Source organism: Kocuria sp. HSID17590, from assembly GCF_003989485.1.
GTDB lineage: Bacteria > Actinomycetota > Actinomycetes > Actinomycetales > Micrococcaceae > Kocuria > Kocuria salsicia.
This window is the reverse complement of record NZ_RBMB01000015.1, coordinates 1-21,132: the sequence shown is the minus strand read 5'-3', so window position 1 is coordinate 21,132 and position 21,132 is coordinate 1. Positions and strand designations below refer to the sequence as shown.

Annotated in this window: 21 protein-coding genes; 8 read left to right on the top strand and 13 right to left on the bottom strand. The window is 71.0% G+C overall.

Going from position 1 to position 21,132, the window contains the following annotated elements:
• Positions 1-15: 15 nt before the first annotated feature.
• Positions 16-906 carry a universal stress protein gene (locus D8M39_RS06860; RefSeq protein WP_094393216.1) on the top strand — a complete coding sequence of 297 codons (891 nt, stop codon included), beginning with the start codon at positions 16-18 and terminating at the stop codon, positions 904-906.
• Between the two features lie 247 nt (positions 907-1,153).
• Positions 1,154-2,146: a YgcG family protein gene (locus tag D8M39_RS06855; RefSeq protein WP_126874698.1), complete on the top strand. Its 993-nt coding sequence runs from the start codon at positions 1,154-1,156 to the stop codon at positions 2,144-2,146.
• A gap of 972 nt (positions 2,147-3,118) precedes the next feature.
• Here the strand turns inward: D8M39_RS06855 and D8M39_RS06850 are convergent.
• From D8M39_RS06850 to pdxS, 6 genes are all read right to left on the bottom strand, one after another.
• A complete protein-coding gene (locus tag D8M39_RS06850) occupies positions 3,119-3,856 on the bottom strand; it encodes an amino acid ABC transporter ATP-binding protein (RefSeq protein ID WP_094393214.1) in 738 nt (245 codons plus the stop codon).
• Entirely contained in the window at positions 3,849-4,523 is a 675-nt protein-coding gene (locus D8M39_RS06845; RefSeq protein WP_126874697.1) for an amino acid ABC transporter permease, read from the bottom strand. The genes D8M39_RS06850 and D8M39_RS06845 overlap by 8 nt, the downstream gene beginning before the upstream one ends.
• The gene (locus tag D8M39_RS06840) at positions 4,520-5,347 is read right to left on the bottom strand and encodes an amino acid ABC transporter substrate-binding protein (RefSeq protein WP_055085685.1); all 828 of its coding nucleotides are present in this window, start codon (positions 5,345-5,347) and stop codon (positions 4,520-4,522) included. Before D8M39_RS06840 ends, D8M39_RS06845 begins: the two co-directional genes overlap by 4 nt.
• A 14-nt stretch (positions 5,348-5,361) precedes the next feature.
• Entirely contained in the window at positions 5,362-6,495 is a 1,134-nt protein-coding gene (locus tag D8M39_RS06835) for a PLP-dependent aspartate aminotransferase family protein (RefSeq protein ID WP_126874696.1), read from the bottom strand.
• Between the two features lie 95 nt (positions 6,496-6,590).
• Positions 6,591-7,304: a pyridoxal 5'-phosphate synthase glutaminase subunit PdxT gene (gene pdxT / locus D8M39_RS06830; protein WP_174233718.1), complete on the bottom strand. Its 714-nt coding sequence runs from the start codon at positions 7,302-7,304 to the stop codon at positions 6,591-6,593.
• Positions 7,301-8,230, bottom strand: a complete 930-nt coding sequence (pdxS, locus tag D8M39_RS06825) for a pyridoxal 5'-phosphate synthase lyase subunit PdxS (RefSeq protein WP_126874695.1) — start codon at positions 8,228-8,230, stop codon at positions 7,301-7,303. The genes pdxT and pdxS overlap by 4 nt, the downstream gene beginning before the upstream one ends.
• Positions 8,231-8,342: 112 nt before the next feature.
• Here pdxS and D8M39_RS06820 point away from each other — a divergent pair, with 112 nt between their 5' ends.
• The 3 genes from D8M39_RS06820 to D8M39_RS06810 all read left to right on the top strand — a co-directional run bounded on the left by D8M39_RS06820 (position 8,343) and on the right by D8M39_RS06810 (position 11,178).
• Positions 8,343-9,965 (top strand): PLP-dependent aminotransferase family protein, encoded by a 1,623-nt coding sequence (locus D8M39_RS06820; protein ID WP_126874694.1) that lies wholly within the window; start codon positions 8,343-8,345, stop codon positions 9,963-9,965.
• A 64-nt stretch (positions 9,966-10,029) separates the two neighbouring features.
• On the top strand, positions 10,030-10,671 hold the full coding sequence (locus tag D8M39_RS06815) for a hypothetical protein (RefSeq protein WP_232300352.1): 642 nt from the start codon (positions 10,030-10,032) through the stop codon (positions 10,669-10,671).
• Between the two features lie 78 nt (positions 10,672-10,749).
• A complete protein-coding gene (locus tag D8M39_RS06810; RefSeq protein ID WP_055085691.1) occupies positions 10,750-11,178 on the top strand; it encodes a hypothetical protein in 429 nt (142 codons plus the stop codon).
• A gap of 204 nt (positions 11,179-11,382) precedes the next feature.
• Here the strand turns inward: D8M39_RS06810 and D8M39_RS06805 are convergent, their stop codons facing one another.
• From D8M39_RS06805 to D8M39_RS06790, 4 genes are read right to left on the bottom strand one after another with little or no spacing between them, the layout of a single operon-like run.
• Positions 11,383-13,869, bottom strand: coding sequence for a cation-translocating P-type ATPase (locus D8M39_RS06805; RefSeq protein WP_055085693.1), 2,487 nt, complete (start codon positions 13,867-13,869; stop codon positions 11,383-11,385).
• Positions 13,862-14,071, bottom strand: coding sequence for a heavy-metal-associated domain-containing protein (locus D8M39_RS06800; protein ID WP_055085695.1), 210 nt, complete (start codon positions 14,069-14,071; stop codon positions 13,862-13,864). Before D8M39_RS06800 ends, D8M39_RS06805 begins: the two co-directional genes overlap by 8 nt.
• Positions 14,072-14,129: 58 nt before the next feature.
• Positions 14,130-14,447 carry a metal-sensitive transcriptional regulator gene (locus D8M39_RS06795; RefSeq protein ID WP_094393210.1) on the bottom strand — a complete coding sequence of 106 codons (318 nt, stop codon included), beginning with the start codon at positions 14,445-14,447 and terminating at the stop codon, positions 14,130-14,132.
• Between the two features lie 9 nt (positions 14,448-14,456).
• A complete protein-coding gene (locus tag D8M39_RS06790; RefSeq protein WP_055085699.1) occupies positions 14,457-15,083 on the bottom strand; it encodes a TetR/AcrR family transcriptional regulator in 627 nt (208 codons plus the stop codon).
• Positions 15,084-15,659: 576 nt separating this feature from the next.
• On the opposite strand from D8M39_RS06790, the gene D8M39_RS06785 reads away from it, so the two are divergent.
• Positions 15,660-17,510, top strand: coding sequence for an NAD(P)/FAD-dependent oxidoreductase (locus tag D8M39_RS06785; RefSeq protein ID WP_174233438.1), 1,851 nt, complete (start codon positions 15,660-15,662; stop codon positions 17,508-17,510).
• A 39-nt stretch (positions 17,511-17,549) separates the two neighbouring features.
• Here the strand turns inward: D8M39_RS06785 and D8M39_RS06780 are convergent, their stop codons facing one another.
• Positions 17,550-17,831: a hypothetical protein gene (locus tag D8M39_RS06780; RefSeq protein WP_194074926.1), complete on the bottom strand. Its 282-nt coding sequence runs from the start codon at positions 17,829-17,831 to the stop codon at positions 17,550-17,552.
• 280 nt (positions 17,832-18,111) lie between these two features.
• Between D8M39_RS06780 and D8M39_RS06775 the strand changes: the two genes are divergently transcribed.
• Positions 18,112-18,798 (top strand): metal-dependent transcriptional regulator, encoded by a 687-nt coding sequence (locus D8M39_RS06775; protein WP_055085570.1) that lies wholly within the window; start codon positions 18,112-18,114, stop codon positions 18,796-18,798.
• 114 nt (positions 18,799-18,912) lie between these two features.
• On the opposite strand, the gene D8M39_RS06770 is transcribed toward D8M39_RS06775, so the two are convergent.
• Positions 18,913-19,266: a VOC family protein gene (locus D8M39_RS06770; protein WP_055085568.1), complete on the bottom strand. Its 354-nt coding sequence runs from the start codon at positions 19,264-19,266 to the stop codon at positions 18,913-18,915.
• 126 nt (positions 19,267-19,392) lie between these two features.
• Between D8M39_RS06770 and D8M39_RS06765 the strand changes: the two genes are divergently transcribed.
• Positions 19,393-20,007, top strand: a complete 615-nt coding sequence (locus tag D8M39_RS06765; protein WP_055085566.1) for a CGNR zinc finger domain-containing protein — start codon at positions 19,393-19,395, stop codon at positions 20,005-20,007.
• Between the two features lie 122 nt (positions 20,008-20,129).
• On the opposite strand, the gene D8M39_RS06760 is transcribed toward D8M39_RS06765, so the two are convergent.
• On the bottom strand, positions 20,130-20,999 hold the full coding sequence (locus D8M39_RS06760; RefSeq protein ID WP_055085564.1) for a metal ABC transporter permease: 870 nt from the start codon (positions 20,997-20,999) through the stop codon (positions 20,130-20,132).
• Positions 21,000-21,132 lie beyond the last annotated feature (133 nt).

Sequence of the window (21,132 nt, the reverse complement as noted above, 5' to 3'; positions counted from 1 at the left end):
AGCAGGTGCACAGACATGACACAGAACATCGTGGTGGCGTACGACGGCTCCGACCACAGTGAGCGCGCCCTGGACTGGGCGATCGCGGAATCGCAGCAGCGGCAGCTGCCGGTGAAGATCGTGCTCTCCACGGGGCGTCAGACCGGCCTGGACCAGTCCCTCTACGGCGCCTTCGCGGACGCGCTGCAGGAGGAGTCCGAGCGGCTCGCCAAGCGGGCCGTGGAGAAGGCCAAGACCGCCGGGGTCACGGCCCAGTGCATCATCGAGCGCGGTGACGCGGCCGGCGTGATCGTGTACGAGTCCAAGGACGCCGCCGTGGTGGTCATGGGCAAGCGCGGGCACCACGGCGTCCGCGGCCGGGTGGGCTCCGTCTCCGCGGCCGTGGCCGCCCACTCCTCGGTTCCCGTGGTGATCCTCCCGGAGAGCTGGAAGCCCGACGAGCGGGAAACCCGCCCCGAGGGTGAGACGTTCGCGGGCTGCGTCGTCGTGGGCGTGGACAAGCTCGGCACGGAGAACCCGGCCGTGACCGTGGCGGCGCGCTACGCCGCGGACCACGGGCTCACGCTCGCCGTGGTGAGCGTGGTCCCCACCACCGGCTACCTGCCGGTGAACTCCTACGAGCTCGAGATGGCCGTGCAGGAGCAGCTGAAGGCCCCGGCCCAGCAGCTCACAGAAAGCGTTGCCGAGGAGCTGCGGGGCGAGTTCCCGGGCCTTGAGACCGTCACCCGGGTACTGGAGGGGCGTCCGGCGGACGCCCTCGTGGACGCCTCGCGCACCGCGGACCTGCTCGTCGTGGGCACGCGCGGCTACGGCGGTTTCCGCGGGCTGCTCATGGGCTCCGTCTCGCAGGCCGTCCTTGCGGACACCGAGTCCCCCGTGATGGTTGTTCCCACCGCGAAGAACTGAGGCTCCCGATGACGCCGTCGCGCACGTCCCCTCCGTAGGCCGGTTTCCCTCCCGGGAGCCGGCCAGTGGCCGAGGGCGGTCGGCAACGCCGGTTCGGGGCGGAGACCGAACCCGCGTCGGCTGCCACGCCGCCGACACGCCCGCCGGGGGCCGGGGTGATGGTTCTGTCCGCGCACGAGCGCACGTAGCCTGGCCCCAGCAACCCCGCGTGCACAGCGCCGAACCCCGAGACCCCCGGAGGACCCTCGTGACCACCGCCGAAACCCAGCCCGCGGTGCTCAGGCGCGCCACCCTGGGGGGTGCCCTGGCCGCGGTGCTCGTGGCGGGCGCCGTCGCCCCCGCCCAGGCCCTGGACGTCCCGCCGCGGCCCGAGGTGGGCGCCGTTCAGGACCAGGCCGACCTGCTGACGGACGGCCAGGAGGAGCAGCTCAACCGGCTGATCGGCGAGAAGAATGATGAAAACGAATACATCCGCGCGGCGGTCCTCACCGTGAACGACACCCAGGGCGAGAACATCGAGGATTACTCGCGCAAGGTCGCCACAGACTGGGGCGTGGGGGACGACGGGCGCAACAACGGCGTGCTGATCGTCGCAGACATGGGGGAGCGCGAGCTGCGCATCGAGGTCGGGGACGGCGCCCGGGAGGTGCTCTCGGACTCGGACGCCGAGAACATCATGGAGAACCAGCTCGAGCCCGGGTTCAAGGACGGGGACTACGCGGACGCGTTCACAAAGACGGTCACCAAGGTCTACGACGAGGCCGATCCGCAGGCCGCGGCGGACCGGACGGCGAAGGGGCGCACGGTGGCCACGGTCATTTTGTCGATTGTCGGCGTGGTCGTGCTCGGGGTCCTGGTGCTCGTCTGGCGCTGCCGCCGGAGCACCAGGCAGATCATGGATCAGGCGAAGCGGGAGATTGAGCAGTACGAGCGGGAGCATCCGGGCGAGGGGATCAGCACGAGCATGCGCCGGGCCTACCTGAAGTACCGCCTGCAGAAACCCAAGGCGCCGGGCCTCAACGACGATCCCGTGCGCCGCACGGGCAAGGACGGCATCGAGCGGGAGGTGCACTACGCCCCCACCTTCCAGAGCTGGCTGCCGCTCTACGCGGTTTCCCCATCCCTGTACTCCGGGGGCGTGGTCAACGCCTCGACCTCGTCGTCCGGCAGCTCCGGCGGCACGAGCTCGTTCGGCGGGGGCGGCGGCTTCACCGGGGGCGGGGCGTCCGGGAGCTTCTGAGCGGCACGCCCGCGGCCTGGACTGTTTTCGCGATGGCAAATCCGGTCGTGGCCAGGGGGTCATGACGATACCCGCTGTGCCCCTGGTCACCCAGGGCGGCCATCGTGATCGCCATGCTCCCGTTCGGGTCCTGAGGCTGCCGGATCCTCCTACGACCGCGCTGCGGGACACCCTCACCGCGGTGTACGACCGGGCGACCTCGCAGGCCGCCTCCGACCGCGCCTTCTCGAAGTCGGGGTTCATTCTCCGATCGGGGCGGTGCTGCTCCTTGTCGTGGCGGACGTGCTGACCTTGGTGATTCGGGGCCTGCCGCGGAGTTCCGCCGAAGGGCGGCTCCAGTGGCCCCGCGTACGGCAACAGCTCGGGCCCGTCCGATTCCTCCGGTTCCTCATGCTCGTTCGGCGGCGGTGGAGGATTCTCCGGGGGTGGCCCCTCGGGGGGGGGGGGCGTGGGATCCGGCCCGGTGCGCGGTTCACACTTCCCGGTTCACGACGACCCGGTGGCCGAGGAAGATCTCCCCCCCACGAGGACCACCCGGTCACCAAGAGTTCCTGTTCACCGGGCTCCTGGAGCTGTGCGCATCACACGCACCGGCGGAGGCCCCGCACCTACAGGGAGGCGGATGGCCGCCGATCCTGTGCGGACAGGGGAGGTCCGGGGAAAGCGGGGCACCATGAACCCGATCGAGCACCTGCGGCCGTCCCGGCCGCCGGCGGGACCGCTGCTGTCCGCCGTGGTCCTGGGGGCCGGCACCTACGTGCTGGTCTCCCTGGGCGACACGGGCGCCTGCCGCCGCGCTCACGGCCGTCTGGCACGCGTCCCGTCCGCGGCACCGCGAGTTCGACGCCCGCTGTGGAGGCAGGGTGCCGTGGAGATATCACGCCGTAGCGGCACCACGGGCAGCACCCGCACCGGGCGTCGTCGTCGGCACCCGCCGCCACCGGCACCGCCGCAACGGCGGGCGTCACGGGCTCACACGGCGTCGAAGACGTTGAGGTAGCGCCGGATCCGTTCACTGTCCGAGGCAAAGAAGTCCTCCGGGGCGCCGTCGAAGCCGATCCCGCCGTCTGCGAGGAAGACGATGCGGTCCGCGACCCGGCGGGCGAAGCCGATGTTGTGCGTGACCACCACCAGGGAACGGCGCTCGCGGGCCAGGTCCACCATGACCCTGATGACCTCGGCCTCCAGCTCGGGGTCCAGGGCGGAGGTGGGCTCGTCGAAGAGCAGGTAGTCCGGCTCCACGGCCAGGGCCCTGGCGATCGCCACGCGCTGCTGCTGCCCGCCGGAGAGGTTGTCCGGGTACTCCTCCAACCGGTGGCCCATTCCCACGGACTCCAGCAGCTCCACTGCGCGAGCCCGGGCCGTGGCGCGGTCCGCCTTGCCGTTCAGTGCCGGGGGCATGGCCACGTTGTCCAGCACCGTCTCGTGCGGGAAGAGGTTGTAGCCCTGGAAGACCATGGCGGAGCGGCGGCGGATCGCGGAGATCTGCCTGCGGGTCAGCTGCGCACCGAAGGTCACGGAGTCCCCGTTGATGTCCAGGCGCCCGGACTCGGGGATCTCGAGCAGGTTCATGGTGCGCAGCAGGGTGGACTTCCCGGAGCCGGACGGCCCGAGGATCACGGTGGTCTCCCCGTTGGGCAGCGCCAGGGTGATCCCCCGCAGGACGGTGGTGTCCCCGAAGCTCTTGGAGACGTCTGTCAGCTCAAGCATGGGAACTCCTGATGTAGCGGTTGGACACCCGTTCGAGGCGGGACTGCAGCAGCGAGAGGACAGTGAAGATCGCCAGGTAGATCACAGCGACCTCCGCGTAGAGCGTGAGGGGCTGGAAGTTGGTCGCGGCGATCTGACGGCCCACCTGGAACACGTCCGCCAGGGTGATGACCATGACCAGGGAGGTGCCCTTGACCAGGTCGATGAGGTCGTTGCCCAGGGGAGGCAGCGCGATCCGCAGGGCCTGGGGCGCGACGACGTGGCGCACCGTCTGCCAGCCCGTGTAGTTCAGCGTCCGGGCGGCCTCGAGCTGGCCCCGGGGGATGGACTGCACGGAGGCCCGCAGGGTCTCGGCCGCGTAGGACCCCGTGTTCAGGGTGAACGCGAGGATCGCCGAGGTCCACGCGGAGAGCGTGATGCCGGCGGCGGGCAGCCCGTAGAAGATGATGAACAGCTGCACCAGGATCGGGGTGCCGCGGAACAGCCACACGTAGAAGCGGGAGAGCCACTGCAGGGGGCGGATGCCGCTCAGGCGCATGACGGTGGCGAGCACCGCCACCACCAGTGCAAGGACGAAGGCGATGATGCTCAGCGGGATGGTCACCTTGACGGTGGCCAGCAGCAGCTGCGGAAGGGAATCGGCCCATAGGCTCAGGAAATCGGTCATGACTCCGGGGTGAGGTCGGTGGACACGTATTTCTCGAAGATCTTGGCCAGATCGCCGTTGTCCATGTGGGTGGTCAGGGACTTGTCCACGGCGGCTCGCAGCCGTGGCTGGTTGCGGGCCATGAGCACCGCGGACTCGGAGGCGTCGCCCACCTGGCCGTCCAGGAGACGGATTTTGGCATCCGGGCGTTGCTCGAAGAAGGCCTGGAACGTCACGAAGTCGTTGGCGGTCAAGTCCACGCGTCCGAAGGAGACGAGCATGATGGCCTCGTCGAACCCCGTGGTGGGCACCAGCTGGGCGCCCAGGGAGGCCATGCTCTTGCCGAAGTTGGAGGTCTCGGTCTGGGCGGAGGTGTGCCCGGAGATCTCGTCCACGGACCTCAGCGGGGAGTCCTGGGCGACCCCGGCGCGGCCCTGGGAGATCGCGTAGGGGATGGAGAAGTCGAAGTTCTCCCTGCGTTCGGCCGTGGGCGCGATGTTGTTCATGACCAGGTCGTAGCGGCCCGCACCCACCCCCGCGATCAGCGAGTCCCACTGGGTCTCCACGTAGGTGGCGCGCACCCCGAGGTCCTCGGCGATCAGGTCCCCGATCTCCTTCTCGTAGCCCACCAGGGCGCCGGAGGCGTCGTGGTAGCCGTACGGGCGGAACGTGCCCTCCATGCCGATGCGCACCTCACCGGTGCGCTGGATCCTGGCCAGCAGGTCCTCGGAGGAACCCGACTCCTCGGAGCCGCTGCCCGGTGAGCAGGCGGCCAGCACGGCGGCCAGCCCCGCCAGACCGGTGCCGCTGAGCACGGCCCGGCGGGTCGCTCGACGTGAGTCCACGGTGGGTTCCCCTCTCAGGCCGCGTCGAGGGCCTGGGCGAGGTCCGCGATGAGATCCTCGACGTCCTCGATGCCCACGGCCACGCGCAGCAGGTTCTCGCTCAGGTGCGCCAGCTCGCGGTCCTCGGCGGAGTATGCGCCGTGGGTCATGGACGTGGGCAGGCAGATCAGGGACTCGATGCCGCCCAGGCTCACCGCGAAGCCGAAGATCTCCAGGCGGCCGAGGAACGCCCGGACGTCCTTGCCCGGGACGAGCTCGAAGGAGAACAGTCCCCCGAGTCCGTCCGCCTGGGCCTCCTGGATCCTGGCCTCCTCCTCGTCGAAGGATCCCGGGACGAGGACTCGTGCCACCTCGTCCCGGCCGCGCAGGAACTCCACGATCCGCCGGGCGTTCTCCTGCTGGCGGTCCAGGCGGATGCCGAGGGTCTTCACGGACTGGATCAGGCGGTAGGAGTCGATGGGGGAGAGCACCCCGCCCGAGACCATCTGTGCCAGGTGCACCTGCTCGGCCATCTCGTCGTCGTTGGTGCTGACCACGCCGCCCAGCAGGTCCCCGTGGCCGCCGAGGTACTTGGTGGCGGACTGCACGGTGACGTCCGCGCCCAGCTCCAGCGGGCGCTGCAGGTACGGGGTGAGGAACGTGTTGTCCACGACCACCATGGCGCCGTGGCGGTGGGCAAGCTCGACGGCACGTCGGATGTCGGTCACGCGCAGCGTGGGGTTGGACGGGGTCTCGAGGAACACGATGCGCGTGCTCTCGTCGAAGTCCTCGTCCGAGAGCCGGTTGAGGTCGTCGTGGAAGTGCGTGGTGATCCCGCGCTTGGGCAGCTCAATGGTGGCCCACCGGTAGTTGCCGCCGTAGACGGGCAGGCCCATGATCACCGAGTCACCGGCGTGCAGGGTGCCGAGCACGGCCCCGGTGGCAGCCATGCCGGTGGCGAACGCGAAGGAGTGCCGGGCGCCCTCGAGCGCCGCCAGGGTGGTCTCGGCATCGGTGCGCGTGGGGTTCGACCCGCGCTGGTACTCGAAGGGACCCTCGCCGCCCTCGGTGGGCTGCAGGAACGTGGAGGCGGTGTGGATCGGGGGCACCACGGCACCCAGGGCGACGTCGTGCAGCGCGTGGATGGTGCGGGTGGTGAAGCCGGCCAAGAGTTCCTCCGTCGAAAGTAGTCGGAGAGCCCAGGTCTACACGCTTGCGGCGCACCCGCGCGAGTCTGTTGCGCCGCATGTCGGCGCGGGCGGGTTCAGCGCACGGAGGCCAGCAGCAGCCGGTGCAGGGTGGTGTCCCCCGTGAGCTCCGGGTGGAAGCTGATGCCCAGCACGTTTCCCTGGCGCACCGCCACGACCGCACCCCGGTGCCGGGCGAGGATCTCCACGCCCTCCCCGGCCCGGGTCACCTCGGGCGCGCGGATGAAGGCCGCGCGCACCACGTCACCGGGGGCGACGACGTCGCTCGCCGGGCCCTCCCAGGCCAGCTCCACCTCCGCGGACGCCACCTGCGAGCCGAACGCGTTGCGGTTCACGCTCACGTCCAGCACCCCGAGGGACTGCTGGCCGGGGGCGGGATCCTCGATCTCGGAGGAGAGCATGATGAGCCCGGCGCACGTGCCCAGGGTGGGGAGACCACCACGGACCACCCGCTGCAGGGGCTCGAACAGTCCGAACGTGCGGCACAGCCGGTCCACGGTGGAGGACTCCCCGCCGGGCAGGATCAGCGCGTCGATGCGCGGGACGCCGTCCGGGTCCACGAGGTCGTCGGCGGAGCGCACCTTCACGGCGCGGGCGCCCAGGGACTCCACGGCGCGCACGTGCTCCACGACGCCGCCCTGCAGGGCGAGCACGCCCACCACGGGAGGCGACGCCGCCTCCCCGGCCCGTGCGCCCGAGGTGGGAAGGGCGGTGCTGGCCGGGAGGGCGGCGTCGTCGTGCGGGTGGTGCTGCGCGGGGGACCCGCTCACCAACCGCGCTCCGCGAGGCGGTGCGGGGCGGGCAGGTCCGCCACGTTGATGCCCACCATGGCCTCGCCCAGGCCGCGGGAGGCGTCCGCGATGCGGGCGGGGTCGTCGTAGTAGGCGGTCGCGGCCACAATGGCGCGGGCGCGCTCGGCGGGGTTGCCGGACTTGAAGATGCCCGAGCCCACGAACACGCCGTCCGCGCCGAGCTGCATCATCATCGCCGCGTCCGCGGGGGTGGCGACGCCGCCGGCGGTGAACAGCACGACCGGCAGGGCGCCGGTGCGGGCCACCTCGGCCACGAGGTCGTACGGGGCCTGCAGCTCCTTGGCCTTGACGTAGAGGGCGTCCGGGGCGGCGGCGTAGAGGGCCTGCAGCTCCGCGATCTGCGCGCGGATGGTGCGGATGTGCTTGGTGGCCTCGGAGACGTCGCCCGTGCCGGCCTCGCCCTTGGAGCGGATCATGGCCGCGCCCTCGGTGATTCGACGCAGCGCCTCGCCCAGGTTGGTTGCACCGCACACGAAGGGAACCTCGAAGCGGTGCTTGTCGATGTGGTTGACGTAGTCCGCGGGGGAGAGCACCTCGGACTCGTCGATGTAGTCCACCTTCAGGTGCTGCAGCACCTGGGCCTCCACGAAGTGCCCGATCCGCGCCTTGGCCATCACGGGGATGGAGACGGTGTCGATGATCTGCTCGATCAGGTCCGGATCGCTCATGCGGGCCACGCCGCCCTGGGAGCGGATGTCCGCGGGAACGCGCTCGAGCGCCATCACGGCCACCGCACCGGCGTCCTCGGCGATGCGCGCCTGCTCGGGGGTGACCACGTCCATGATCACGCCACCCTTGAGCATGTCCGCGAGGCCGCGCTTCACGAGGCGCGATCCGGTCACGGGGGTGGGGTTCTCGGCAGAGGTCTGGGTGGATTCAGTCATGCCCACCATCGTGGCCCGGGAAGTGGTCCAATGGTAGGACCAGAATTCAGGAGATCCACTGGTCCACTTTGGAAGACTCGTGGCACCTCCACCACCGACCCGAGGAGAGCGCGTGCGCCACCCCCGCGAGATCGACCTGCCGCTCACCCTGGACCGCGCCTCCGGGGTTCCGCTGGGGGAGCAGCTCGTCCGGCAGGTCCGCGAGCTCGTGGCCCGGGGCGTGCTGCACCCCGGAGACCCGCTGCCGTCCTCGCGTGCGCTCGCGGTCCGGCTCGGCATCTCGCGCGGGACCGTCACCGCCGCGTGGGACGTGCTGAACGGCGAGGGCTACCTCGTGGCCGACCGCGGTGCCACGCGGATCACACCGTCTCTCACGCCGGTCGCGCGGCCGGCTCCGAGCGTCCGCACAACCTCGCCGGGGGAGCGGCGGAACGCCGCCGCGCGGGGTGAGGGCCCGGGCACGACGTCGCCCGCGAGCCTTCCCGGGGCGTCGGCGGGTCGAGCGTCGGCACCGCGAGCGTCGGCAGGGCGGGCGCCCGCACGGCTGGGTGCGGCCGGGCCCGCGCGGAGCAGGAGTGGACAGACCGGCCCGGTCGTCGACCTCCGCCCGGGCGCGGGCCCCGTGGTCGCCTTGGACACGCCCGCCTGGCGCGGGGCGTGGCGGGACGCCGCCGGAGCCACCGCCCTGGGCGAGAGCGCGGAGACATCCCTGCGGGGGCATCTGTCGGACCACCTGCGGCTGAACCGGGGGATCATCCGCGCGCCCGATGAGATCCTCGTGACCGCCGGAGTGCGGGACGGGCTGCAGCTGGTGCTGCGCGTGCTCGGTGCCGCGCGCCGTCGCCCCCTGCGCGTGGCGGTGGAGAACCCCGGCTACCCGGCCCTGCGCCGCGTGGTCGAGGCCACCGGGCACACCGCGCTGCCCGTGCGGGTGGACCAGCACGGGCTGGACCCCGCCGTGCTGCCCGCCGGTCGCTGGGGCGGGGCCGGGCGGTGGGACGTGGCCGCGCCCCCGGACGTCCTGGTGGTCACGCCCGGGCACCAGTACCCGCTGGGCGGCACCATGCCGGTGGACCGGCGGGTCGAGCTGCTGGGGTGGGCCCGCGAGCACGGTGCGGTGGTGGTCGAGGACGACTACGACTCCGAGCTGCGCCACACCGGCCAGCCCCTGCCCGCGCTCGGCGCCCTGGACACCGCCGCGGACACCGTGGTCACCCTGGGCAGCTTCTCCAAGGTCCTGGGCGGCTCGGTGGCGCTCGGGCACCTGGTGGCTCCCGCGCCGCTGCTGCCCGGGCTGCTCGCCACCCGCGCGGACCTGGGCTCGCCCGTCTCGCTCGTGGGCCAGGACGCGCTGGCCCGCTTCATGGGCTCGGGCGAGTTCCAGCGCCACACGGCCAGGATGCGCCGCTCCTTCCGACGACGCCGCTCGCTCGTCTCCGCCGCGCTCGCCGGGATCCCCGGTGTGGCCGTGGTGCCCATGGCCGGCGGAGCCCACGCGGTGGTGGAGGTGGCGGACGAGTCCCGGGTGCTCGCGCTCGCCCGGGAGCGCGGTGTGCTGGTGAGCGGGCTGCGGGAGTACTGGACCGCGCGCCCCGGCGAGGACGGCGCGGGAGGGGGCGCGGCGTCGTCGTCCTCCGCGGAAGGGCTCGTCCTGGGACTCACGGCATCGGACGAGGACCTCACGCGCGGAACCGCGGTGCTGCGCCGGATCCTGAGGGAGGCGGGCGGTTCCTAGGGAACTCCCCGGGGCGCCCTCGTTAGACTGGCCGGAACAACCACGGCAGATCAGGAGTTTCGGCGTGCCCCAGCAGATTTCCGCCCCGCACGGCGGGCAGAGCCGCCCCGGCACCGGCGCGGCGGACGTGCGCCACGACCTGTGGGCGCCCGTGCTGCTGCGCGCCGTGGTGGCGCTGGTCTTCGCGGCGGTGACCGTGTTCTGGCAGCAGCCGTCCCTGACCACCGGCCGGTGGCTCATGGCGTTCTTCCTGGTGGGCACCGGGGTCTCCGCGATCTTCCTGCAGGTGCGCCTGAACCGCCGGGAGGACGTGGACCTGGGGGCGAGCCGCAGCATCCCCCAGTCCTACGGCGTGCTTTACGTGCTCGGTGGAGCACTCACGGCCGTGGTCGCCAGCAGCGACTGGCTGCTCGTCCTGCTCTCCGCCGTGATCATGGGGCTGTGCGGCATCACGGAACTCGTCCTGGGCATGCGCTTCCGCCACGAGTTCCCCCTGGGGCGGGACTGGAGCCTCTGCGGCGTGGTGACCGTGTTCGCGGCCATGGGCATGGTGCTCGTGGAGAACCTGGGCACCAAGGCGGAGCTCGGGGTCGCGGGCGGTGCCGCCATCATCCTGGGCGTGAGCCAGCTGGTCGCCGCACTGAGCCTGCGCCACGATGCGCGGGCGGCGGACCAGACCCGGCAGGGCCCGGAGCGCGCGGCCTGACCGCGTAGACTGACATGTCGGGTTGATGGGCGTGACCCACCCCCGAACCACACCCAGAGCATCGCCAGGAGGAATCACGTGGCCCAGCGCAGTGAGCACGACGGCCGGCGCAAAACCGACATCAAGGGGCCCCTGGTCATCTCCGTGGTCCTGGCGGTCGTGGCCTTCGTGGTCGTCTCCACGGTGGCCGCCGGCGGCACCGACAACGCCGCACGCGTGGGCCTCGGCCTGATCGCGGCGGGCATCGCGTTCATCGCCTCCGTGGTCGTGTGCGCCACCCTCATGCTGCTCGAAAAGCCCAACGCCGAGGAGCTCGGACAGGGCACCGGCGTGAACCGTTCCTCCGCCAAGATCTTCGCCGAGAGCAAGGCCCGGCGGGAGGCGGAGCGCGCCCGCAGCGCGGCAGCCGGTGGAGCGGCCAAGGAGAAGACCTCCGGTGAGCCTGAGTTCGGCCAGCGCGTGCGCCCGGACACCACGGGCGAGGAACCGGGCTCGAGCGCCCGCTGACAGATCTTTTGTGCGCGGCCGTGGCGACGCCGCCACGATGCTCCCATGACGCCGTCGCGTCCCCGTGACGAAGGGCCCCGGGGAACCGTTCTGGTTCTCCGGGGCCCTTCCCGTGTGCGGGTGGGGTCAACTGGTTCCACCGGCTTTCCCCTGCTTCCGCGGTCTCGCTGGGGGCCGCCCGGGGTGTCGTGCCCGGGCCCGTGCTCAGCGGGCGAAGCCCCGCAGCCGCAGCGAGTTGAGGACCACGAACACCGAGCTGAAGGCCATGGCCGCGCCCGCGACCATCGGGTTCAGCAGGCCCAGCGCGGCCACCGGGATGGCCACAGTGTTGTAGGCGAAGGCCCAGAACAGGTTGGACTTGATGGTGGCCAGCGTCCTGCGGGACAGCCGGATGGCCAGGGGGATGGCGGTCAGCTCGCTGCGCACCACGGTGATGTCCGCGGCCTGCATGGCGGCGTCCGTGCCGGAGCCCATGGCAATGCCCAGGTCCGCGCGGGTGAGTGCGGGGGCGTCGTTGACGCCGTCGCCCACCATGGCCACCACACGGCCCTGCGCCTGCAGCTTCTCCACGGCCTCGACCTTGCCGTCCGGGGTGACGTCCGCGATCACGTCCTCGGGCTCGATCCCCACGGCGGCGGCCACGGAGCGTGCCACCGCGGCATTGTCACCGGTGAGCAGCACCGGGCGCAGACCCAGACGACGCAGTTCGGCAATGGCCTCCGGCGCCTCCTCCTTGATGGTGTCCTGCAGGTCCACGAAGCCGGCGAGCCGTCCGTCCACCGCCACGAGGATGGTGGTGGCGCCGTTCTGCCGGGCGCGGCTCAGGGCCTCGGTCTCCTCGGAGTCGAGCGTCACGCCGTTCTTCGCGAGCCACGACTCCCGCCCGACGACGACCGCCCGGGCATTCATGCCGTCCGGAACATACCCGCGCACACCGCCGCCGGGGGCGGACTCGAAGCGGGAGACGTCGTAGCGGTGGGGGGTCGCCGCGGCGATGGCCTGCGCGATCGGGTGCTCCGAGTAGCGCTCCACGGCCGCCGCGAGGTCCAGGACCTGGTCCTTCGACCACGAGTTCAGCGGGGTCACCCCGCTCACGGCCATGCTTCCGTGGGTCACCGTGCCGGTCTTGTCGAGCACCACGGTGTCCACGGAGCGGGTGTCCTCGAGGACCTCCGCGGAGGTGATGAGGATGCCCAGCTGGGCGCCGCGCCCGGTGCCGGTGAGCATGGCGGTGGGCGTTGCGAGTCCCAGGGCGCACGGGCAGGCGATCACGAGCACCGAGACTGCGGCGACGAACGCGCGGTTGAGGTCTCCGGTGACGACCAGCCACACCACCAGGGTCAGCAGGGCGAGCCCCATGACCACCGGCACGAACACTGAGGAGATGCGGTCCGCGAGCCGGGCCACGGGGGCCTTGGTCGCCTGGGCGCGGGCCACCGTGCGGCCCATCGAGGCGAGGACGGTGTCCGAGCCCACGTGGGTGGCCCGGGCCAGCAGCCGCCCGGTGGTGTTCACGGTGGCGCCGGTCAGTTCATCACCGGGGCCGACCTCCACCGGGACGGATTCCCCGGTCAGCATGGAGGCGTCCACGGCGGACTCGCCCTCCACCACCACGGCGTCCGTGGCGATCTTCTCGCCCGGGCGCACCACGAAGGTGTCGCCCACGGCGAGCTCGGACACGGGGACGGTGCGTTCGGTGCCGTCCTGGTCGACCACGGTGGCCTGCTGGGCACCGAGGTCCAGCAGCGCCTTCAGCGCCTCGCCGGAGCGGGACTTGGCGCGGGCCTCGAGCCAGCGGCCCAGCAGCAGGAACGTGGTGACGAGCGCTGCGGACTCGAAGTACAGCTGGTGGCTGGACATGTCCATGGGCATGCCCGGGTGGGCATGGGCGGTCATGCCGGGGTCCGCCACCAGGTGCCACAGCGAGAACAGGTACGCCGCGGCTACGCCCAGGGATACCAGGGTGTCCATGGTGGTGGAGAGGTGGCGCGCGTTCACGGCGGTGGCCCGGTGGAACGGCCAGGCCGCCCACGTGACCACGGGCAGGGCGAGCAGCGCGGCCACCCAGCCCCAGTGCGGGAACTGCGCGCCGGGGATCATGGACATCACGAACACGGGTACGGAGAACGCGGCAGCCACCCAGAACCGTTTCCGCAGGTCGGCCATCCGCCGCTGGGCGGGGGTGGTCTCGAGCGCGGGGTCGCGGTGCTCGTTAGCCCCGCGGCCGGCGGGGGCCTGGCGCGGCGCGGCACCCGAGGAGGGCGACGACGTCGTGCCCCGCGCGTCTGCCGCGTCGGAATCTGACGACGGACCGGAGGTGCGCGCGGCACCGGAACCGGCGGCGTCGGAATCCGAGTCGTCGGAACCCGCCGAGCCAGGGGAGGTCGCCCCGGCGCCCTCACCGTGCGACGTCGTCGGCTGCCCGCCCCCGGCGATGGTGGCCTGGTAGCCGGCACGCTTGACGGTATCGAGGATCTGCTGGTCGGAGACGTCCGCCGGCACCTGGACCGCCGCGGACTCGAGTGCGAGGTTGACGGCCGGTTGCACGCCGTCGATCTTGCGCAGCTTCCGCTCGATCCGGCCCACGCAGGACGCGCAGGTCATGCCGGTGATCTCCAGGTCCAGCTCGCGCAGGGGTCCGTGGACCTGGGGATCCACGGTGGCTGTGGAGGATGTGGCGGGGTCAGACAACGCTGTACCCCGCTTCCGCCACGGCCTCGGTGACGGCCTGCGGGTCCAGGTCCCCGGTGCTCTCGATGGTCACGGGGGAAATCCCGCCGGAGTTCAGGTCCACGTCCACGGCGGTGACGCCGGGGACCTCGGAGAGTTCTTCCTTCACGGACGAGACGCAGTGGCCGCAGGTCATTCCGGAAACGTTCACGGTGGTGGTCATGGTGTTCTCCTTGGTTCTCGGGGGAGGGGTCGTTGGGGCCCCGTGTGGTCTGGGGCGCTCAGCTCTTGACGAGGCGGGCGATGGCCGCGTTGGCCTCCGCGAGCTTGCTGTCCATCTCGGCGGTGTCCCCGGTGTCGTGCGCGTGCTCCACGGCGTGCTTGACGCAGTGGCCCAGGTGCTCCTCCATGAGCCCCAGGCTCACGGACTTCAGGGCGGACTGGATGGCGGAGATCTGGGTGAGGACGTCGATGCAGTACGCGTCCTCCTCGACCATGCGCTGGATGCCACGCACCTGGCCCTCGATGCGCTTGAGGCGGCGGGCGTACGCGGTCTTGTCCTGGGTGTAGCCGCGGGACGGGGTCTCGGAAGCGCTCATGCCTCGAAGTTATACCCTAGGGGGGTATTGTCGCAATGTGGTGGTGGACATGTGCGGGTGCAGGACGGTGCGCATCGAGGCGCGCAGCAGGTCGGTCATCGCGGTCGTGCTGGCCGTGGCGGTGGCCGCGCGCGCCTGCCGCCCGAGCACGGTGGCGAGCCCACCGGCCACGAAGTAGGCGCGCGCCCGGCGCTCGGTGTCCAGATCCTCGAGCGCGGTGCCGTAGGAGGCCAGGGAGATCCGTTCGGTGAGCCACTGCTCCACGATGGGCCGCACCCGTGAGGCCAGCTGCTGGTTGCTGATCATCACCACGGGGCCGGTGCCGCGGGCGTGCACGAACGTCACCAGGCGCTCCAGGGGGTCGTGGCCGGGCGTGCCCTCGAACTCCTCGAGATCCTTCGCGGTGCGGGCGAGTTCCTGGCGCACGATGTCCGCGTACACGTCGTCGAGCCCGCAGTGGTGCTGGTAGAAGGTGCCGCGGGAGATCCCTGCCTGCTTGCACAGCTGGCTGATGGTGATGCTGCGGGCGTCGTGCGCCTCCAGCAGCTCCAGGCACGCTTCGCGGATCGCACTGCGCGTGTGGGTCACACGGATGTCCTGCGGGCGGTCCGGGTGGGGGTCGGCGGGGTCGTCCATGACGTCCAGGGTACGGCGACGCCGCGGGCGCGCTCCGCGCGCCCGGCAGGTCTCAGGGCGGGCGGGGTCCTTGGGGGCTGTTGGGTGGCGGGCGTGAGGGTCTTTGGCGCGACCGCGGATTGCAGGGAGGTGCGCCGAACCAGGGCGGGATCCGGGCCGAAGGGTTCGTCGCGATGAGGAGGCGGCTGGAGCAGTGGAAGAGCGCGCCCCGATGATGCGCAGCACGATGCCAACCGTTGTCCGTTCCGCTTCTCACTTCCCTTCCGAGGAGCCGGAGGGGCTCGGTATGAAGCCCCCCCGTTACCGGGGGGGCAACGGTGCCGACGTGCAGTGGGGGCCGCCCGGGCCGACGTCGAGGCTCCCGTGTTCTGGGAGGCCGGGCCTCTGCGCGCCTCGGTGCCATGGGCTTCACGGTGCGGGCGGCGGCGTCATCCACTCGCAGATCCGGACGCGCGGTCGGCGGACCGGATGGCTGGAGATCGTGGCGACCCAGGGCTTTCGTCCTGCCCGGTGTTGTCGGCGGGTGAAGCGCGCTAGTGTGACCCAAATCATAGCCTAGCCACATCAGGGAGTGACATGACTCAGACCCACGACCGTGCAACCGATCCCGGCGAGAGCTCCGCAGTGAGTGACGACCCGCAGGCGGCCAGCAGCGCCGTCGAGATGTGGCTCGCCGCCTTCGACCGGGCACTCCGTGCGCACGACGAGGACGCGTTGCGGGAACTCTTCGCCGAGGACTGCTACTGGCGTGACTTCGTGGCATTCACGTGGAACCTCAAGACGCTCGAAGGCATCGATGAGATCGCGGCGCTGCTCCAGGCCCAGCTGCCGACAGTCGATCCGCACGATTGGCAGCTCGCCGAGCCCGCATCGGGCACGGCCGAGAACGCAGAGGCATGGCTCAACTTCATGACCGCCGCCGGGCGTGGCTGGGCTCACCTGAGGCTCGTGGACGGACGTTGCTGGACACTGCTGACCACCCTGCAGGAACTGACGGGGCACGAGGAGAAGAAGGGCCCCCGCCGTGAGCTCGGCGTCACCCACGAGATCACCCGGGGGCGCAAGACATGGAAGGAGTCCCGGGCGGAGCGCGACGCCCGGCTCGGTTTCGACGAGCAGCCGTACGTGCTGATCATCGGCGGGGGTCAGGGTGGCATCGGGCTCGCCGCGCGGCTGCGACGTCTCGGCGTGCCGACGATTGTCGTAGAGAAGAACGAGCGGGCGGGTGACTCGTGGCGCAAACGCTACAAGTCGCTGCACCTGCACGACCCGGTCTGGTACGACCACATGCCCTACCTGCCCTTCCCCGACGACTGGCCGATCTTCCCGTCGAAGGACAAGATGGGGGACTGGCTCGAGCACTACGTGGACATCATGGAACTCGACTACTGGGCTGGCACACGGTGCCTGGGCGCGCAGTTCGACCAGGGCACGGGCACGTGGACCGTGCGGGTGGACCGCCGTGGCGAGGAGGTCGTCCTGCACCCCACCCAGCTCGTCTTCGCACTGGGTGTCTCCGGTTACCCAAACACCCCCCGTTTCGAAGGCGCCGATGACTTCGCCGGATGGCAGGGTCACTCCTCCGAGTTCACGGGTGGGGAAGAAGATCTCGAGGGCAGGCGAGCTGTGGTCATCGGGTCGAACAACTCGGCCCACGACATCGCGGCGACCCTGTGGGAGAAGGGCGCCGAGGTCACGATGATCCAGCGTTCCTCCACGCACATCTCCCGCAGCGACTCCCTGCGGGAGCTGGCGCTGGGCGCGCTTTACTCGGAGGAGGCCCTGGAGAACGGGGTGACCACGGAGAAGGCCGACATGCTCTTCGCCTCGTGGCCGTACCGGCTGCTGCCGGCTGCGCAGATTCCCGTGTACGAGCAGATGGCTGAGCGGGATGCGGACTTCTACCGTGCGCTCACCGATGCCGGTTTCGAGTTGGACTTCGGCGAGGACGGTTCAGGCCTGTTCTTGAAGTACCTGCGACGGGGATCCGGGTACTACATCGACGTGGGAGCATCGCAGCTGATCATCGACGGCCGGATCCAGCTGGAGCGCGGTCAGGTCACCAAGGTCGTGCCGGAGGGGGTGGTCATCGACGGCGACCGGCTGGTCCCCGTGGACCTGCTCGTCTATGCGACCGGGTACGGGTCGATGAATGCGTGGCTCGCGGATCTCGTCTCGCCGGAGGTTGCCGACGCAGTGGGCAAGTGCTGGGGGTACGGCTCGGACACGACCCGCGACCCCGGTCCCTGGGAAGGGGAGCTGCGCAACATGTGGAAGCCCACAGCGGTGCCGCAGTTGTGGATTCATGGCGGCAATCTGCACCAGTCCCGCCACTACTCGAAGTACCTCGCGCTGCAGCTCAAGGCCCGGGAGCTGGGGATGGACACGCCCGTCTATCAGCTGCAGGAATCGCACCATGTGCGGTGACCGCGAGAGAAGGGTCGAAGGGCGGCTCCCGCCGCTCCGTCAGGCGGCGGTCTCGGGTGCCGGGGTGAGGGCGGGTGCTGCATCCGTGTAGACCAGCGTCACCCGGGCGAACGGGGCGCCGATGATGACTTCCAGCCCCGGGATGAGTTCGTAGCGGATCTCGTCCTTGATCCGCGGGTTCTCCAGGGCGGGAGTGAAGACCAGCGTGACCGTGAGCTCGGGAGCCAGAGGGCTGCCCGTGATGCTGAACTGCGCGGAGGCCACGGAGGGGTAGATCTGGATGCCCCTCGTGGCGGCGCGGGCCACGGCGTCGAGCGGCACGCCTGGTGCGCGGGCGGGAACGGGAGAAGAGGGCTCGGCTGCGGTCGTCCCGAGGGGGCTCGACGTCGGTTCATGAGGGGGCAGCACGGCAGCCCCTCCCCTCCACCTGTAAACCGCCTGGCGGGGCGGTGACAGGTTAGTGTGACTTCCACCCAAGCGGGTGGTCTACCGGAGTGTATGCGTACGACATGAACTTCCCGCACCAGGACGCGCCGTGGAGCGCCTGCATGACGTCTGGTTGCTCGGTGCGAGGTTCTCTGCCTTGCTAGAGTCTCCCACCATGTCGGTCGCAAAGCTCTCGGTGAGCCACCAGAACTACCTGCGGGCCATCTGGAACCTGGGGGAGTGGTCCGCGGAGCCCGTCAGCACATCGGCGCTGGCCGCGAAGGTCGGTCTGCGGCTGTCCACCGTCTCGGATGCGCTCAAGAAGCTCACGGAGCAGGGTCTCGTGGCGCACAGCCCGTACGGCGCCATCGAGCTCACCGAGCAGGGCCGGGCGCTCGCGGTGGAGATGGTGCGCCGGCACCGGCTGATCGAGACGTTCCTGGTGGAGATGCTCGGCTACCGCTGGGACCAGGTCCACGACGAGGCGGAGCACCTGGAGCACGCCGTCTCGGACTTCATGATCGACCGCCTGGACGACCTCCTGCGGCACCCCTCGCGCGACCCGCACGGCGATCCGATCCCCGCCAAGGACGGCACCATCACCCCTCCCGACGCCGTCTCCCTCACCACCGTCCCGGACGGTTCCCGCGTGCGCGTGGAACGGATCTCGGACCGGGACTCGGGACTGCTGCGCTTCTTCGCCGAGCAGGGCATCGGCGTGGGGGTCCCCCTGGACATCCGCTCCGGCGGCCCCTACTCGGGTTCGGTCCAGGCCGTGCTGGACGACGGCGCTCGCAGCGTCCCCCTCGGGCAGACCGCCACCGACGCGGTCTGGGTCTCGCTGGGCGAGGTCGGTTCCTGACAGGACCGGGGCCGTCGAGGCGAGCCCGGCAAGCCCAACGACAGAGAGAGGGGTGCGAGGGCGGAGACTTTCTGTCCCCTGGCCCTCGGGCGCCACCCTGCGCCAGGCCGCGGGTCAGAGGATGCAGAACTCGTTGCCCTCGGGGTCCGCCATGACGGCCCAGCCCAGGTCGTGGCGGCGGTCGTCGACCATGACTGCCCCCAGTCGAAGTGCCCGCGCGACCTCCTCCTCCTGGGAGGCTCCCTGGGGAATGAGGTCCATGTGGGCCCGGTTCTTCACCTTCTTGGCGTCCGGGACCCGGAAGAAGAGCACGATGTAGCCGTCGGGGGTCACCAGGTAGCACTCGTCGGAGCCCGGGTGGTAGCAGTCGGGTTCGTGGATCGCCCAGTTCGTGAGCTCGCGCCAGAACTCGGCGACGGCGTGCGGGTCGATGGCGTCCCAGGTGGTGTGCGACAGGCGGAGCGACATGAGGGGCCTCTTTTCTCGAGTGGTCGGCCGGTGCGTGGCTCTCACGGGTGAAATTGATGTTGCTTGTGAGAGTCAAGCCCGGATCCCCCTCACATGCAAGACTTGACCTGTCTGTGAGGAGGGTGCATGGCGGCGTTCAGCCACATTTCGGGCGACCGGATGCTCGACCTGGTCAATACCGTGGAGTGGCGGCTCGGCGGCCCCGCGCGGGAGGAGGATCTGACCTCCTACGACCGCGTGCTCACGTGGTGCCGGGAGTCCGGGCTGCTCGATGCGACTGAGCAGGAACAGCTCCGGGTTCTTGCCGGAGAGGATCCGTGCACCGCCGCCGCTGAACTGGATCGAGTCGTTGCGCTGCGCGAGCGGCTCTACGAGGCCCTGTTCCACGGTGACGAGCACGCCGCAGAGACCATTGCCACTGCCTTCCGGGACACCTTGGGCCACTCCCACCTGTCCCGGCGCGGTGCGGGCTGGTGCTGGTCCGACAACGAGCTCACGCTGGCGACCGTCCGCCACCGCATCACGCGCGGCCTGGTGGAACTCATGAACCGGGACGACCTCGACCGCCTCCACCAGTGCGAGGACGCCACCTGCGGATGGGTCTACCTCGACACGTCCCCCCGGCGGAACCGGCGCTGGTGCGTCACGAGAGATTGCGGGGACCGGAACCGCTCCCGCGCCTACTACGCTCGGCAGCAGGAACGGAAGCGAGCCGCCCGGGCCAGGGACCGGAGCTCATAGCGCTGCCGCCCGGGCAACCTTGGCCCGGCGGGGATCGACGCCTGCCCGACGCGCACACGCAGGTCTCGTGTCGCAGGGGAAGGGCACGGGACGCCCCGACCCCGCCCGGGCGCGGAGGCGACCTACCCCGCCACCGCCCGCCGGCGACGTCGTGCCGCCAGCCTGCTGCCCAGCACCCCGTGCGCGGGGCTGAGCAGGTACGCGAGCGCGAAGACCGCCGCGTGGACGAGCACCACCAGCCCGCCGGGGGAGGCGTTGAGCCAGTAGCTGAGGTAGATGCCCAGCACCGCGGACGTGGCCGAGACGCACGGCGCGATCACCAGCATGACCCCGAACCGGTCGGTGAGCAGGTGCGCGGTGGCGCCCGGGATGATGAGCATGGCCACCACGAGCACCACTCCCACCACCTGCAGGGCGGCCACCGAGGTCACCGCGAGCAGCCCCAGCAGCAGCCCGCCCAGGAACCGGGGGGAGAGCCCGATCGCGTGGGCGTGCTGGGGGTCGAACGCGTAGAGGGTGAGGTCCCGCCGCTTGAGCACCATCACCGCCAGCGCCACCACGGCCAGCACGCAGATCTGCAGCTGCTCCGCCGCGGAGATGCCCAGCACGTTGCCGAAGATGATGTGCGTCAGGTTGGTCTGGCTCGGGGTGACCGAGATGAGCACCAGGCCCAGCGCGAACAAGGACGTGAACACGATCCCGATGGACGCGTCCTCCTTGACCCTGCTGGTCCCCCGCAGCCCGCCGATCAGCACCACGGCCAGCACGCCCGCGACCAGCGCCCCCACGGTGAACGGGATGCCCAGGATGTAGGCGAGCACCACGCCGGGCAGCACCGCGTGGGACACGGCGTCGCCCATGAGCGACCACCCCACGAGCACCAGCCAGCACGAGAGCACCGCGCACACGGACGCCGCCGCCACGGTGGTGACCAGCGCGCGCAGCATGAACTCGTACTCCAGCGGCTGGGTGAACAGCTCCAGGGCGCTCATGCGCGGCCTCCTCGGTGCGTGGTGGGTGCGCCGGGTCCCGTCACGGCGGCGGATCCGTTGCGCGGGGGCACGACGCCGCCCGGGGCCGTGACGGCGCCCGGCGCCGGGGTGTCCCCCGCGGCAGGGCCCGGTG